At 38.4% G+C, this 14,672-nt stretch carries 16 protein-coding genes; 12 read left to right on the forward strand and 4 right to left on the reverse strand.

Features of this window, described 5'->3' with window-relative positions; translation table 11 throughout:
- Positions 1-100: 100 nt before the first annotated feature.
- Positions 101-865 (reverse strand): sulfite exporter TauE/SafE family protein, encoded by a 765-nt coding sequence (locus tag NYE73_RS10130; protein ID WP_066037452.1) that lies wholly within the window; start codon positions 863-865, stop codon positions 101-103.
- A 390-nt stretch (positions 866-1,255) separates the two neighbouring features.
- Here NYE73_RS10130 and NYE73_RS10135 point away from each other — a divergent pair, with 390 nt between their 5' ends.
- From NYE73_RS10135 to NYE73_RS10170, 8 genes are all read left to right on the forward strand, one after another.
- On the forward strand, positions 1,256-1,876 hold the full coding sequence (locus tag NYE73_RS10135) for a DUF47 domain-containing protein (protein ID WP_004229078.1): 621 nt from the start codon (positions 1,256-1,258) through the stop codon (positions 1,874-1,876).
- Between the two features lie 15 nt (positions 1,877-1,891).
- A complete protein-coding gene (locus tag NYE73_RS10140; protein WP_004229076.1) occupies positions 1,892-2,908 on the forward strand; it encodes an inorganic phosphate transporter in 1,017 nt (338 codons plus the stop codon).
- A 345-nt stretch (positions 2,909-3,253) separates the two neighbouring features.
- Positions 3,254-3,952 (forward strand): response regulator transcription factor, encoded by a 699-nt coding sequence (locus NYE73_RS10145; RefSeq protein WP_259948848.1) that lies wholly within the window; start codon positions 3,254-3,256, stop codon positions 3,950-3,952.
- Positions 3,949-5,397 carry a HAMP domain-containing sensor histidine kinase gene (locus NYE73_RS10150; protein WP_259948849.1) on the forward strand — a complete coding sequence of 483 codons (1,449 nt, stop codon included), beginning with the start codon at positions 3,949-3,951 and terminating at the stop codon, positions 5,395-5,397. The genes NYE73_RS10145 and NYE73_RS10150 overlap by 4 nt, the downstream gene beginning before the upstream one ends.
- Positions 5,397-6,467: a LolA family protein gene (locus NYE73_RS10155; RefSeq protein WP_259948852.1), complete on the forward strand. Its 1,071-nt coding sequence runs from the start codon at positions 5,397-5,399 to the stop codon at positions 6,465-6,467. Before NYE73_RS10150 ends, NYE73_RS10155 begins: the two co-directional genes overlap by 1 nt.
- Before the next feature lie 9 nt (positions 6,468-6,476).
- Positions 6,477-6,698 (forward strand): hypothetical protein, encoded by a 222-nt coding sequence (locus NYE73_RS10160; RefSeq protein WP_004229062.1) that lies wholly within the window; start codon positions 6,477-6,479, stop codon positions 6,696-6,698.
- Between the two features lie 109 nt (positions 6,699-6,807).
- Positions 6,808-7,023, forward strand: coding sequence for a hypothetical protein (locus NYE73_RS10165; protein WP_048390387.1), 216 nt, complete (start codon positions 6,808-6,810; stop codon positions 7,021-7,023).
- A gap of 103 nt (positions 7,024-7,126) precedes the next feature.
- Positions 7,127-8,902, forward strand: coding sequence for a cation:proton antiporter (locus tag NYE73_RS10170; protein WP_259948858.1), 1,776 nt, complete (start codon positions 7,127-7,129; stop codon positions 8,900-8,902).
- Positions 8,903-9,164: 262 nt separating this feature from the next.
- Here NYE73_RS10170 and NYE73_RS10175 read toward each other — a convergent pair whose 3' ends face one another.
- Both NYE73_RS10175 and NYE73_RS10180 read right to left on the reverse strand, forming a co-directional pair.
- Positions 9,165-9,518, reverse strand: a complete 354-nt coding sequence (locus tag NYE73_RS10175; RefSeq protein WP_259948861.1) for a DUF4260 domain-containing protein — start codon at positions 9,516-9,518, stop codon at positions 9,165-9,167.
- Positions 9,519-9,944, reverse strand: coding sequence for a MerR family transcriptional regulator (locus NYE73_RS10180; protein ID WP_048390393.1), 426 nt, complete (start codon positions 9,942-9,944; stop codon positions 9,519-9,521).
- Between the two features lie 123 nt (positions 9,945-10,067).
- Between NYE73_RS10180 and NYE73_RS10185 the strand changes: the two genes are divergently transcribed.
- The 3 genes from NYE73_RS10185 (at position 10,068) to NYE73_RS10195 (ending at position 13,427) form a co-directional block, all read left to right on the forward strand.
- Positions 10,068-10,574: a sigma-70 family RNA polymerase sigma factor gene (locus NYE73_RS10185; RefSeq protein WP_259948866.1), complete on the forward strand. Its 507-nt coding sequence runs from the start codon at positions 10,068-10,070 to the stop codon at positions 10,572-10,574.
- The gene (locus tag NYE73_RS10190) at positions 10,567-11,757 is read left to right on the forward strand and encodes a hypothetical protein (protein WP_259948869.1); all 1,191 of its coding nucleotides are present in this window, start codon (positions 10,567-10,569) and stop codon (positions 11,755-11,757) included. Before NYE73_RS10185 ends, NYE73_RS10190 begins: the two co-directional genes overlap by 8 nt.
- A gap of 221 nt (positions 11,758-11,978) precedes the next feature.
- On the forward strand, positions 11,979-13,427 hold the full coding sequence (locus tag NYE73_RS10195; protein WP_259948872.1) for a tetratricopeptide repeat-containing diguanylate cyclase: 1,449 nt from the start codon (positions 11,979-11,981) through the stop codon (positions 13,425-13,427).
- A gap of 51 nt (positions 13,428-13,478) precedes the next feature.
- Here the strand turns inward: NYE73_RS10195 and NYE73_RS10200 are convergent, their stop codons facing one another.
- Positions 13,479-14,027: a GNAT family N-acetyltransferase gene (locus tag NYE73_RS10200; protein WP_004229045.1), complete on the reverse strand. Its 549-nt coding sequence runs from the start codon at positions 14,025-14,027 to the stop codon at positions 13,479-13,481.
- A 165-nt stretch (positions 14,028-14,192) separates the two neighbouring features.
- Between NYE73_RS10200 and NYE73_RS10205 the strand changes: the two genes are divergently transcribed.
- On the forward strand, positions 14,193-14,663 hold the full coding sequence (locus tag NYE73_RS10205; RefSeq protein WP_048390401.1) for a DUF2975 domain-containing protein: 471 nt from the start codon (positions 14,193-14,195) through the stop codon (positions 14,661-14,663).
- The last annotated feature ends 9 nt before the right edge of the window (positions 14,664-14,672 follow it).

The following is a 14,672-nucleotide window of genomic DNA, read 5'->3' on the forward strand; positions in this document are numbered from 1 at the left end:
TGAATCCTCCTAATAAATACTTCTGCGCTTCAATGCGGTGAAGCCCAAAAGTATTATAGCACGCTAATATTTTTTGTCAATTGACTGAAAATTGGCGGTCTCAATGAAAGAAATAATCCCAGGCATTTTTCAAAATCAATAAACATGTCATGACAATAAAGATGACACGCATCATGCTCGTTCCACGCTTCAGCGCAAATTTGGATCCAAGGATTGCCCCAAAGATCATGACAAAGCCCATCGAAAAACCATAGAGAAAATGAACTTCTCCTAAAACTAAAAACATGATTAATGCCGCTAAATTTGAGGTGAAATTAAAAGCTTTCGCATTACCAGCAGCTTGGAGAAAATCATAACCCATCATTAATAGAATAAAAATAAAAAATGAACCCGTACCTGGTCCAAAAAAGCCATCGTAAAAACCAATAGCCGCAAATGCACCTATATAGGCTAAATGTTTGGCTGTACTAAGTACACGCTCTTGATATTGCTGTCCCCAATCTTTTTTAAACATTGTATAAGCAGCTACAAGGACGAGCATAACAAGCATAAGTGGTTTTAAAATAGCAGGGGACACAAGATGGACAGTAAAGGCACCGAGTAAAGACCCTACAAAGATAAAGGGGAGGATTTTTCCGATTTTCTTGATATCAACTTTACCTGCACGTAAAAAAGTTAGCATACTTGTACCATTACTAATGGTATTGGCCAGTTTATTTGTGGCAATGGCTGTACTTGGAGGTAAACCAACAGCCATTAATGCAGGTAAGGAGATGAGCCCACCACCTCCAACAATCGCATTTAAAAAAGATGCGATAAAAGCAAGTAGTAATAATATTGTGAGTGAAAGTAAATCAATATCCATAAATATGCTCCCATCTTTCCTCATTGCGTTTTAACATAGCGTACTGCGGAAGTCAAAAAATAACAATGAAATTCCAGCATTTTCATGTAAATTTCGTTTACAATTCCTTAACATTTCACAAGACAAACAAATAAGCAGAAAAAAGTTTATTTCAAGTATTTTTATAAAAATAAAAGAAAAAATGGTCATTTTTAAAGAAAAAATAGTGATTTTTAATATTTGATTTCCAACGTTTACAACTTGCGAAATAGCTTAAAAATAAATGTGGCAAATTTTATATTACAGTTTTGTAAAATCAACATCTTAGTGTTTAAAATTTTGTAGAATTGTGTAAATGTTTTGTTATGATGGTTCAGAAATTGACAATATTTTTTCAACAGGAGGAACAGGATGTTCAACTCAAATAAGCAAGATCCATTTTTTCAGTCACTATTAAAAATCGCGAAAAACGTGAATGAGGGTATCTATTATGCTCATAATGCCCGTATTCAAGATATAGATGCGCTAAAAGAAATTGCAGATACAATGAAGCAATACGAAACAAGTGGCGATAAATTAATCCATGAGCTAATCGTTATGCTGAATAAATCCTTTATGACGCCAATTGAGCGTGAAGATATTTTAGCATTAGCCAATAAATTAGATGATGTGATTGATGGAATGGAAGGCTGTATTGCGCACTTCAATATGTACAACCTAACAGAAGTAACAGAGCCAATGCGTCAATTCCTCACATATATTGCGAAAAGCACGGACGAAATGGTACAAGCCATGGAACTGTTAAATAGTAAAAAGCTTGTGGAAATGCGTAAACATGCTATTCAAATTAAGGACAATGAACGTGAATGTGATGAAATTTTCCGTTCTTCAATGAAGCAATTATTCATCCAAGAAAAAGACCCAATGCGTTTGATTGTTTTCAAGGATATTTATGAGCAATTTGAAGACATTGCGGACAGCTGTCAAACAGTAGCAAACACAATTGAAACAATAATTATGCGTAATGCATAAGATGGAGTGTACGAAATGGATACGATCTTATTAATCACCATATTAGTCGTTATTTTCGCACTTGTGTTCGACTTTATTAACGGCTTCCATGATACAGCCAATGCGATTGCTACCTCTGTATCGACCCGTGCCTTAAAGCCACGTACTGCGGTTTATATGGCAGCAGTAATGAACTTCGTCGGAGCGATTACATTCGTTGGGGTAGCCAAAGCCTTAACAAAAGATATTGTGGACCCATTTTCTTTAAATGCCTATGATGGCGATATTACAGGTTCTGTTGTTATTTTAGCAGCCTTATTATCTGCCATTACATGGAATTTATTAACATGGTATTTTGGGATTCCATCAAGTTCTTCTCATACATTAATAGGTTCTGTTGCAGGGGCAGCTATTGCCGCAGCAGGATTTGATATTTTGAACTATGCTGGGTTTATTAAAATTCTTCAAGCACTTATTTTTTCACCATTACTAGCGTTCGCAGCTGGTTTCCTGATGATGACATTATTAAAAGTCATCTTCAAAGATATGAATTTATATCGAACGAATAAAGGCTTCCGTACAATGCAAATTGGGACAGCAGCCTTACAATCCTTTACACACGGGACAAATGATGCGCAGAAGGCAATGGGTATTATTACCTTGGCGCTAATCGCCGGCGGCCTACACCAAGGAGATGATATTCCTTTCTGGGTACGTTTTGCTGCAGCAACTGCGATGGGTCTTGGTACATCTGTCGGAGGCTATAAAATTATCAAAACGGTTGGCGGTAAAATCATGAAAATCCGCCCAGTAAATGGGGTTGCAGCAGACTTAGCTTCTGCATCGATTATCTTTGGTGCCACATTAATCCATTTACCAGTTTCTACAACACATGTAATTTCTTCATCCATCATGGGTGTCGGAACAGCACACCGTGTTAAAGGCGTTAAATGGGGGATGGCACGTAAAATCGTTACAACATGGGTCATCACGATGCCAATCTCTGCTGTCATGGCAGCATTGATTTACTATATTCTAAGTTTATTTTTCTAGTTCGCTAAGGAATGCACAATCACAGTGCATTCCTTTTTTTAATGGGATAAAAATGAAGGATGTAGCGGATAGAACCGGCAAAGTGGCGGATAGCCCGGTTAAAGTAGTGGATAGAACGGCAAAATTGGCGGATAGCCCGGTTAAAGTAGTGGATAGAACCGGCAAAGTGAAGGATAGCCCCACAAAATTGGCGGATAGCCCGGGCAGGAAGAAAACTGCTTCGATGAAATCGGTAGCCTCCCCCCTTGTGTAAAGTGCGGATACGCTCTAAGGTAATTATAAAGAAAGTGTAAAGTTCGGAGAAAACCGTTTTTTTCGTAGTAAGGTGAATGCAGGAGGAAAATGATGAAGGAAAAATTACTACTGATTGAGGATGATACAGCGATTGGGCGCATTGTGAAGGATACGCTAGAACAGGAGGGCTATTGTGTGACATGGGCTACTACGGGCCTTGAGGGACTGGAAGATTTTCAAACGCAACCTTTTGATTTAGTGCTAGTGGATTGGATGCTGCCAGAAATGGATGGGTTAACGGTTTGTCAAAATATCCGTTGGGAGAGTGATGTGCCAATCCTAATGATGAGTGCCCGCAAGGAAGATGCGGATAAGGTGGAGGGCTTGCAGGGGGCAGACGATTATATCGCTAAACCATTTAGCTTAGAAGAATTAAAGGCACGAGTTGCCTCTCATCTTAGACGCTGGCGACGCTACCACAAGCAAGACGTGATAGAAGAGCATACTGCCTATGCGAATGGATTAACAATAGATTGGCAACGACAAATAGTATGTGTTTATCAGCAAGAAATTGCATTAACTCAAAAGGAGTTTGCCCTTGTTAGGCTGCTAGCTAAAAATCCGAATCAAACCTTTACAAAAGAAGAACTGTATCAGCATATTTGGCAGCAAGCAACGTTAGAGGACACTCATACTGTCACAGTGCATATCAAGGCACTGCGCGAAAAGCTCAAGGATTCTGTGAAAAACCCAAATTTCATTCAAACTGTGTGGGGTAAGGGCTACCGTTTTATTGGTGAACCATTATGAAAATAAAAGCGTGGTTACTAATTATGTTTTTTATTGTAATGGTCATACCCATAGTAGGAGCTTATAGCCTTTATGTGTGGATTAATGCTTATTACCAAGATAAAAATGTGGCGGAGTACTTTGACAAGTGGACAGAGCTAAATCAGGTAAAAGATGTCGTTGACAATCCAGTGCTTTATCAAAAAAATGCCGATTTTGAGGAGATAGAGGAACTTACCAATGAGAAGTTGGCGATTACCCTCTATACGAAATCTGGCTATGTTTTATATTCCTCCAACCCTTTGCTAACGGGCTATGTAGGGAAAGAGCGCATGTTAAATGGTTTATTTGATTTACAGCAAGCATACAACGCCTTTACATACAAGGAGCCTGTATATCTAAAAGGTGATTTGCTTGGCATCTATGAAATTCAATTAATACGAACAGATTGGGTAAAGGGTGTAGAAAAGCGTTCATGGCTTGTCATCGCAAGCACGATCCTGTTGTTTCTTATCATTTATTTAACTGTCATCTTGTTGCTTCATCGGAAACTGAATCGGCCATTAGGTGAACTGATGCAGCACATGCGTAATTTTGCGAAAGGTCAGCATGTTAAATCAACTCTAAGCGTAAGAAAAGATGAGATTGGGGCACTCGCCAAAACATTTGAGGCGATGCAGGTTGAAATTGAAAAGACTCGAGCTTCCTTAAAAGCGGAACAACAGCAAAAAGAAATGATGATTGCAAGTATTTCCCATGATTTGAAAACACCCCTTACAGCCATCCAAGCCTATGCGGAATCTTTACAAAATAAAGGCTTATCAGAACAGCAGGTGGCAGAATATCAGCAGGTCATCGTTACGAAGGCAGATCGGATGAAGCATATGCTAGAGGATTTAATGATGTTTACCTTACTTCAATCAACGAACTATACATTAGAGCTCATTGCTGTGGATGGAGAAGAATTTTTTGACATGGCCTTGTCTGACTATGAACCGTTATGTGAGGAAGAAGGATTTACATTAAAAGTCTTCTGTTCCGTAGATGGACTCTATGCTGTGCATCCTAAACAACTTCAGCGTGTCATTGATAATTTATTGAGCAACGCCTGGCGTTATGGGGAAAAGGGGACAACAATAGGCTTAGCGGCAGTCAATGCTGGAAATGATCCCGAATGGGGCTTTGATTTCTTGAAGTCTGCTTTAAACAAGCAAGAAGGTATGTATATAATTGTGCAAAATCACGGAAGAGGCATACCACAACAGGACATTGTTAAATTATTCGAGCCAATGTATCAAGCAGATTATGCGAGATCAAAGGCTGGTGAACGAGGAACAGGACTAGGCTTAAATATTACAAAACAAATTATTGAAAAACATGGGGGTACTGTCGAACTGCTTTCTAGAGAGAACATTGGAACAGCGGTAATTTGCTGGCTACCACCTTATAAAGGAGTAAATGAATGATGAATTGGAAAAGATCTTGCCGAGCAGCAGGCTTAATTGCTGTTATGACATTTAGCTTGGTGGGCTGTAATTCAGAGGCAACTTATACACCTCAGGAAATTATCGACCAAGCCCTTCAAGAATCGAAAGAGCCACTCACTTATTATGGCGAATATATGTTAGATATGGGAGAGCTAGGTGGTAAAGCTCAAGTGAAGGAATGGGTAAAGGATAGCAATAGACGGATAGAAATGACAGGCGATAATGGTGAACATGTTATCACAGTCAAAAATGATGCTAAAGTGATTAGCTATGATGTCACTGAAAAAACAGCCTACACAATGGATTATTCACAACCTGAATTAGACAGCTTGCAATCACCTAAAGATCAGGTACAGCTTATTTTTAATATGGTTAAAGATACGCATGATATTAAGATAGCAGGAGAAGAGAAGGTTGCAGGTAGAGATACCTATAAAATCGTCGCAAAAACGAAGAATACGGAATCGTTATTCGGCGATATTGAAGCTTGGATTGATAAAAAGACTTGGCTGACATTAAAAATGAAGACAGATAGTGCAGGGACTCATATGCTCACTGAATATTCTAAGATTAATTTTGGTGAAAAAATAGATGCTCAACAATTTACACTAGATCTACCAAAGGATGTAACGATTCAGGAAATTAGCGGACAGGATACTTCTGAATCCGTTTCATTGGACGACGTAAAGCAGCAGCTTGAAAAGTTTTTATTAGTACCAGAAGTAAATGGTCTAACGTTAGACAACATATCCATGGTTAAAGGGATAGAGGAACGACCAGAATACTCTTTCGATTATGTTTTAGATGGAGAGCTAGCCTTTTTTGTCACGATTTTTAAAGCAGATGCTAGTGTTACAGATATTGGTCCCATTTTAAATGAAAAAGAAATAGATATTCGAGGACAAAAAGGCACTGTTATGGATGGTGAAAATTTCCGTTCCCTTGCTTGGCAAGAAAACGGCTACCAATATAGTATGGTTGGGCAAAATCCAGAATTAACAGTTGAGGATCTTTTAAGCTATGCGCAACAAATGACCGTTGTACAATGAGGTGATACTATGAAAAAAGCGCAAGGACTAAAATGTCTGGCATTATTTTTATTTACCACTATTTTCTTATATGGGGTAGGGGAAACTTATGAGGTGTCTTGGCTACAATTTCACTTTACGGGACAATATCAGGATGTAGGCTTTTATTTCAGTTTTACATCCCTCATTCCAATATTAATTGGATTGTTAATGGTGGGTCTATATGAATCATTGTTAAAAAGATTCATCTAAATAATTAGGAGCAGGATCAGAGTGGAGGATCCTGCTTTTTTTATGGTAGAAATAGAGTTGGTATATTACAATATTTATGTAAAGAGGATATTAATAGGAGGTTTCTTCAATGGCTACATTTCTACATGGCTTTGCTCAACAACTCATTTTCCCCTTGTTTATGATTTTATGCTTTTATTTCACATTAACTTATTTTCATCATCTAAAGACAGGCGATGATCGTGGTATTAAGAACACAAAATGGGCTGCAGTGGTATGTTTAGCTTTCGCTTTGGTTGCACCAGCGCTTTATAATGTGATTACGTTTATGGTCATGATGAGGTAAAGTGATAATTTTGGCACAATACGTACATAATGTAAGGTAACAGGTTTAGTCCTTCTAAAATGAGGGAATATACATTCATCCTAGGATATTGTAGGTGGTACATATGTTTGACAATTTACTATTTCAGTTACCTTTTATTATTTTTATCGGTTTGTTTTCACAGTGGTTAGCATGGCGTTTTCGCATGCCTGCCATTGTCATTATGAGTATCGCTGGGCTAATTATTGGTCCGTTTACAGGGTTAGTGTCTCCAAAAGAGACATTTGGCCCTATTTTTCATACCATTATTTCTCTGGCAGTTGCCGTTATATTATTTGAAGGAAGTTTAAGCCTTGATTTTCGAGAAATACGTGGCTTTAAGAAGTCCATATTGCGTATTTCCACAGTAGGGGCAGCCATCGCTTGGATTGCAGGCTCTACTGCCGCGCATTTTGTTGCAGGGCTATCATGGCCAGTCTCTTTTGTCATTGGTGGATTATTTATTGTGACAGGTCCAACCGTTATTTTGCCTTTATTGAGACAAGCAAAATTGAAGGAGCGACCAGCAGCTATCTTAAAGTGGGAAGGCATCGTTGTAGATCCTTTTGGCGCATTGTTAGCGCTATTTGCGTATCAGATCGTTTTGGGTATATATCATTTAGAAGGTGGGACATCTCTAACCATTTTCTTTGTTTCCGCCTTTTTAGCCGCCCTGTTAGGAGGGGGCGTCGGTTATGTAATGGGGCAATGCTTGGAGCGTGGTTTGATTCCAGAGTTTTTGAAATCACCTTTGTTACTTGCTACTATTTTACTTGTTTTTGCCCTAAGCGATGCCATCATGCATGAGACGGGCTTATTGGCTGTGACAGTGATGGGGCTTGTGATGGCAAATATGCATTTAACAAGTCATCATGAGCTGTTGCATTTTAAAGAAAATATTTCGGTTATTTTAATTTCAAGTGTCTTTATTATGCTGACGTCGTCTTTAACCATCGATACGTTATGGCAAATCGTTGATTGGCGTATGCTACTATTCGTGCTAGCAATGATGTTTATTGTTCGACCGTTATCGATTTGGATTGCGACCATTAATACGGGCTTAACATTTGAAGAACGGGCCTTAATTGGGTGGATTGCACCGAGAGGGATTGTAGCATTAACCGTTTCAGGTTACTTTACAACGGCACTACAAGACGTAGGTTTTCAAAGTGCACAATTATTAACAGCGCTCACATTAGCACTTGTTTTTGCGACAGTGGTTGCCCATGGCTTTAGCATTGGCTGGCTTGCGAAAAAATTAGATCTACAAGCTTCCACTGGGAAAGGTATTGTGATTGTAGGCGCTTCTCCATTTACAACACAGCTCGCAACGTCCCTGCAAAATAACGGAATTGATGTGTTGATGATGGATCGTGCATGGGAAGATTTATCTGCTGCTCGACAAAATGGTATTAAGACGGAAACAGGTGATATTTTAAGCGAGCATACTGAGTTTTATGTTGATTTAACCCCATATGATCAATTAATTGTAGCAACAAAGCAGGACGCCTATAATGTCCTTGTTTGTGCAGACTTTGTTCCAGAATTAGGGCGTCTCAATATTTTTCAAACGGCTTTACATTCTACAGACCCCAAAAATTACTCACGGAAGTACGGGGGACAGCTTCTTGTCGATGCACAGCATGATATTCATCAGCTCAATGAACTGATAGAGCAAGGTGCACAACTTCGTCAAACGAAAATTACAGAAGTATTTACATGGAAGGATTATGTAGAACAAAATCCTCATGCCGTCTGGGTGTATGCTATAACACAGGATGGAGCTATCGTGTTGGATATGGTCAATAAATATGACGATATAAAACATGAACCACATACTATTATTAGTTTAATTCGCTAAAACCAGCCACCTGTTTGTGCAGGGCGGCTGGTTTTTTGATGCAAGAGAAAGGAGACTAGTTGACTGAAAATGACCATGCTTGGAATTAGTGTTCTGCCTGTTTTATACAAAACAAGAACAGCTAGCTTAAAGAGAGCAACTCTATATTCCGATGATGAATAATGGTAATCCTACCCCAAGAGAGCATTTAATTAGGAGATTTTTCTAACCCATTTCTACTAAAAATCGCAGTGTTAAATGGCTAGTCATACTTTCCTCCTCATTACGCAATCTGCTGTAAATGTGTCTTCTTAAAAGCGTCATCATATTTTAAACCATAGCCAAGTGCGCGATCTAAGAAAATATGTGCGAGCCAAATCAGGGCAGCCATCAGAGGTATTGATGTAGTCGTTAGTAAACCAATCACCATCAACATGGCAGGTAGCACAAAACTATGCCCCGTATTATAGAAAAGAGCGCCTATTTTTGTATTGATGAGATAGCCAACCATGGTGATGTCTGGGAACAATAAAAACACAATAAAATAAAGCCAAGGAAAATTTAGATGACCATAGAAAGAAGCTGTGATGATGAAAGCAAGGATATATTCGATTGAGATGATTTTACGTAGTGACATTTAACCACGACCTTCCAGTAAATTTTGATACATATCCTCAATGAGTAAGGCAATTTTTTCTTGATTTTCTTCAAATTGTCCGTCAGCCATTAATGTTTTTGTCAGTTGTAACGAATGAAGCGCATGCTGATAGAATCGTAGTTGCTGCTCAATTTGGGCAATCTTTGTGGAAAATAGCTGTACCGTTTCTTCATTACATGCTGTTGAAATAGGCTTTTGTTCGAGTGTCAGTAAATGTTTAATTTCTTGAAGCGTAAAGCCTAGCTGACGTAAAACGATAATAAATTTCATTGTATGTTCACACATGGCATCATACACACGGTAGCCATTGTCTTGTTTTTGCGGCTGTAAGAGTCCCTCTTTTTCATAGTAGCGAACGGTATCAGTTGTTAATTGAAATTTCTCGGCGAATTGTTTAATTTTCATGTAAGTACCTCCTAAATTCATCCTAACATTGGAGTATGCTCCAAGGTCAAGGTGCTTGAGGAAAAAATTTAAAAAAATGAAACGGTCATTCAGTGGCAGTCGTTTATAGTGTAAGAAGGGGAGGTGGACGGCATACTTGAGGAAATGATCGAAGAACATGCAGCACATTTATTACGTCTCGCCTATTTTTATGTAAAAAACCGACAAACCGCAGAGGATATTGTGCAAGAGGTCTTTATTAAATTTTCTCAGCGTGGTTATGAAGAAAGTGGGCAGTTGCGTGCGTATTTATCCACTCTAACGATTAATCAAAGCAAGGATTATTTAAAAAGCTGGCATTATAAGAAATTACTATTACAAGAAAAAATATTTCCTATTCAGGGAAATAGACAACGAGATGAGCTTGTGGCAGCAGAGGAACGGTCACACATTGGTGCAGCTATTTTAAAGCTTTCACTTACCTATCGGGAGCCTATTATCCTTTATTATTTTGAAGAAATGAAAATTCGTGATATTGCCCAGCTACTTGGCATTGCGGAGAATACGGTGAAAACAAGACTGAAGCGGGCAAGAGAAGCATTAAAGCCTCATCTAAAGCAGGAGGAATGGGAGGTGCTTAGACATGAATGAGATACAGAAGGAATTACTCAATGTCGCTGGTGATATGACAGCAAGCAAAGAACGAGTCAAAAAACAAGTACTACAACAGTCTATCAATAGAAGGAAGCCTTTTCGTTTCACTCTATTAACCATCCTACTGACACTTTGTGTGGTGGGGTTTATGATGGTGCAGCTTCTTACGAACGAAACAGAGCAAACAACCTCACTATTTCATGAAAGACAGCTTGAGCATTTCGAACGTATTAATCGGCTAATGTGGCCAGGGAAAGAGCAGGAATTTTATAAAGAGGAAGCCTATCTATCGTATGAGAAGCTCGTTGCCGCCTACTATTTTGCGAAATCATTAGGAATTGATTATTCTAAGGCAGAGCTCGAGGCGGAGAGAAAGAAGCAGGTAGAACAGTTGGAAATGCTTTATCAAGCATCTGAATACGAAGCACTATTTCAGGGATTAGCACCGAAACAATATGTTGAAACATATCTCGAGCCCCTACTGCCGATGTATACAACGCGAACAAAGCTATATGCCTTCTATAAAGAAAAATATCCAACTTTTTATGCTTACCAAGAAGTAGCCAATATTGATGCCAAACGATATTTCCAAGCGCATTATACTGATCAGGCAACAGCCTTTCAAGAGGAGCATAACATCGTATTACGGACCAATTCACATGGCTCTTCAATGGTCGGAACAGTTGCAGAGGTTGAAGCGAATGTTTTCTTATTTATTGAAGGAGTGATTCCCGAGGACCTTGATCATATGACGGAAGAACAGCTTGCTGAAAAATATGAACAGGCCAATTGGTATCCTGTGCTGGATGATTTTCCTGTCAAGCAGGGGGATTATATTACTTTAACTTCTATGGGAACAGGCAGTATAGAGGAAAACGGGGTCGTAAGAAATTATGGTTTATTATCTAAACTGGAAAAGCTAGAGCAAACCATTACAAAAAAGCTTGAGCTAGAAAATGACAAAGAGGTCGCTCAGTTTTTACAGGATATCCCTTGGCAGCCCGCAAATTATATGAAAAGGCCACCCGAATATTCATTTGAAGTAGAAGGCGTCCGTATTGAAATGTGGAAGGGCTATGGCGGTTCAATTTATCTCCAAAAGGCTGGAAGCGGAGAAATTCACCTTAGTGCCAACAGAGCGAAGGCATTAATAGCCATCCTAGGCATAGAAGAATCTTAACAAGTCTCTTGAAAGAGGCTTGTTTTTTGTTTAGGGGAAAATTATAGTGAAAGTACCATGTTAAAATAACCTTTAATTGAATGTAGGAAAAAATACACAGTGATTTTCTTTATTAGGCTGAATTACTTAATGTTGAAAAAATAAATGAGTCCAAAGAATTGTAATATTTTGAGGTCAAAGGTAGTATTAAAGAAGTAAGGATGAAGAAAAGGAGGGGCGGTATGAACGCACAAGAATTTGAAGAACTATGGATTACGCTTAATGAGTTATATAATGCGGATCGTTTTTTAGAATATATAGAAATAAGTAGTGCCGCAATTGAAAGTGCCATTAAGCTTGAAATGTACGATAAGGCTATCCTTCTATTACGTTATAGCTGTGCCAGTTATTTTCAAACGGGTGATTTACAGCTTTCTATAAGTGTCCTTGAACAATATCGTGAGTTAACCTTTCAACATGGCAACGATATTGATTTAATTCAATATTACAATTTAGCAGCCATTTATTGGGGAACATTTGGTCATTTAAAGAAATCAGAAGAGTTGATGCTGAAAGGCTTAAAAATTGCTGAAGCAATTCAGCACGTGGAGAGCATGGGGAAAATCTATAACAATCTGAGCGACTTAGAAATATCCATGGGAAGCTATCGGACAGCTAAGGAATTTGCCTTAAAGAGTTTATATTATGCGAATGCGTTTGAAATAAAGCATAAAGAGCCTTATACAGGGATTATCCATCCGAAGACAAACCTAGCTGTTGCACTTATTTGGCTTGAAGAATTTGAGGAAGCCAATACGATATTACAAGAATTAATGGCAACGATTCATCATCCACCCTATTCGAAAGTACAACTTGAGGTACTCAATGCCTATGCCTTCCTGTGTGAAAGACAGGGACGTATAAGTGAGGCCATAGATTTATATCAAAAGACAAAGCATTATGCTTTACAAAACAATGACCTTTCTTTACTTCAACTAATTTATAATTCTTTAGTGAAGCTAATTGAGGAGCAAGGCAATAAAATTGTATTATGTGCGATACAAAAGGAATATATAAATATTTTGTTAGAAATCCAGCGTGAAAACTATTCACATGTATTGTTTGAAATGGAATATAACGATCATAAGAAGCAGTTTGAAAAAAATGCCTATATTGATCCTCTGACGAATATTTACAATCGTCGCTATTTTGATGAACAGGCCAAAAAGATGGTCGAAAAGGCGACTGAAAATCATCAGCAATTGGCCCTGATGATGGTGGATTTAGACCATTTTAAAGAAATCAATGACATGAATGGCCATTTATTTGGCGATGATGCTTTGACGAATACAGCCAAAACTTTACAGGACTATTTTCAGCCCTTTGAGTCCATTGTTGCCCGTTTTGGTGGGGATGAATTCATTGTGTTGAGTCAAGTAAAGGAAGGTGAATCAGTGCAAACATTGGCTGACAACCTGTATCAAACCTTAACGGCACTGTCACTAACAGTGAATAATCAAACGGTTCAGTTGGAATTTAGTATAGGTGTCAGTACGAATGATCATGGCAAAATTCAGAAAGTAGAAGAGCTTATCCAGCATGCGGATGAAGCGCTCTATAAATCAAAGCGTAACGGCCGCAACCAAATTACGCACTATAATCATTATTGCGATGTGGGAAATGGTATTTAAAAGAGAGAGAGGCATATCTACGAGGGAAGTGCCTCTTTCGTAAACGTGTTGCTAGTGTGATGGATTAAGCAAGCCATAAAACACAATATCTTCAAAAGTACCGTTTTTATAAATATGATCCTTTAATGTTCCCTCATAGCGCATGCCACATTTCTCCATAATTTTCCCAGAGGCGGGATTGGAATGGAAATACCGGGCATAAATACGATGATACTGTTTCTCCTGAAAGGCAAATTCAATCATCGCTTGAGCAGCTTCTGTTCCGTAGCCATTACCCCAATAGGGCTCTCCAATCCAATAAGCGATTTCTCCTCTTTGATGTTGGGATTGATTTGACAGTCCTATCGCTCCATATAATTGTCCACTTTGTTTGTCTGTTATCGCAAATTCGTAACTTCGATTTTCCTCAAAGTTTTGTTGATGCGTGGAAATCCATGATAATGCACATTCTAATGTATAAGGATAAGGTAAACTCAATGTGCTTTTATAGATTGCATAATTGTTACATAAAACACTTACTTCCTGTGCATCTGCTTGCGTAAAAAGTCGAAGTATTAAACGTGTCGTTTCTATCGTCTTTTCAGTTGGCGAATAAATCATCGAATACCCCCTTTTCAATGGTTGGATTGATTATAGCACAATAAAAAGTAAAGTAAACCAAATAATGGGTGTTATAAAGTATCTTGAATTGGAATAAAAATTTATTGAAAAACGATAAACTATATGATAAATTAAACAGGAGAATAAATAAAAGAGGTGCGTAAGATGAAACGAGAAACGCTCTTTTTAAAGATAGCTGTTTTTCTAATAGGTATACCCGTTCTTGCCTTATGTGTATGGGTGGTGCCTCGTGTTGCTTTGAATACAGTGGAGCATTCTCCCATTTTAACCATTGTTGCTTTAATTGGCGTCTATGCAACGGCTATTGCTTATTTTGTTGCGCTATTTACGACGATCAAACTATTAAGCTATATTGACCAAAACATTGCATTTTCAGAGCTGTCTGTCAAAGCTTTAATCAAGATCAAATATTGTGCAATTATTATTAGTAGTGTTTACGTGGTTGGCATGCCACTGATATACTATGCTGCGGAAGTAGACGATGCCCCAGGTCTTATCCTTATCGGAATGGTCATTATTTTTGCTTCCTTTGTCGTGGCAGTATTTGCTGCTGTGCTGCAAAAGCTTCTAAAAAATGCCATCGATATCAAATCAGAAAATGATCTAACGGTTTGAGGTGAATAC

It is taken from the genome of Lysinibacillus sp. FSL K6-0102 (genome assembly GCF_038003545.1).
Taxonomy (GTDB): Bacteria; Bacillota; Bacilli; order Bacillales_A; family Planococcaceae; genus Lysinibacillus; species Lysinibacillus capsici.

What these genes read in the sequence shown, in the direction of transcription:
- NYE73_RS10205 (WP_048390401.1), top strand. Translation starts at nt 14,193, where the DNA reads ATGAAACGAGAAACGCTCTTTTTAAAGATAGCTGTTTTTCTAATAGGT.
- NYE73_RS10130 (WP_066037452.1), bottom strand. Translation starts at nt 865, where the DNA reads ATGGATATTGATTTACTTTCACTCACAATATTATTACTACTTGCTTTT.
- NYE73_RS10200 (WP_004229045.1), bottom strand. Translation starts at nt 14,027, where the DNA reads ATGATTTATTCGCCAACTGAAAAGACGATAGAAACGACACGTTTAATA.
- NYE73_RS10170 (WP_259948858.1), top strand. Translation starts at nt 7,127, where the DNA reads ATGTTTGACAATTTACTATTTCAGTTACCTTTTATTATTTTTATCGGT.
- NYE73_RS10165 (WP_048390387.1), top strand. Translation starts at nt 6,808, where the DNA reads ATGGCTACATTTCTACATGGCTTTGCTCAACAACTCATTTTCCCCTTG.
- NYE73_RS10160 (WP_004229062.1), top strand. Translation starts at nt 6,477, where the DNA reads ATGAAAAAAGCGCAAGGACTAAAATGTCTGGCATTATTTTTATTTACC.
- NYE73_RS10140 (WP_004229076.1), top strand. Translation starts at nt 1,892, where the DNA reads ATGGATACGATCTTATTAATCACCATATTAGTCGTTATTTTCGCACTT.
- NYE73_RS10155 (WP_259948852.1), top strand. Translation starts at nt 5,397, where the DNA reads ATGAATTGGAAAAGATCTTGCCGAGCAGCAGGCTTAATTGCTGTTATG.
- NYE73_RS10145 (WP_259948848.1), top strand. Translation starts at nt 3,254, where the DNA reads ATGAAGGAAAAATTACTACTGATTGAGGATGATACAGCGATTGGGCGC.
- NYE73_RS10135 (WP_004229078.1), top strand. Translation starts at nt 1,256, where the DNA reads ATGTTCAACTCAAATAAGCAAGATCCATTTTTTCAGTCACTATTAAAA.
- NYE73_RS10195 (WP_259948872.1), top strand. Translation starts at nt 11,979, where the DNA reads ATGAACGCACAAGAATTTGAAGAACTATGGATTACGCTTAATGAGTTA.
- NYE73_RS10190 (WP_259948869.1), top strand. Translation starts at nt 10,567, where the DNA reads ATGAATGAGATACAGAAGGAATTACTCAATGTCGCTGGTGATATGACA.
- NYE73_RS10175 (WP_259948861.1), bottom strand. Translation starts at nt 9,518, where the DNA reads ATGTCACTACGTAAAATCATCTCAATCGAATATATCCTTGCTTTCATC.
- NYE73_RS10150 (WP_259948849.1), top strand. Translation starts at nt 3,949, where the DNA reads ATGAAAATAAAAGCGTGGTTACTAATTATGTTTTTTATTGTAATGGTC.
- NYE73_RS10180 (WP_048390393.1), bottom strand. Translation starts at nt 9,944, where the DNA reads ATGAAAATTAAACAATTCGCCGAGAAATTTCAATTAACAACTGATACC.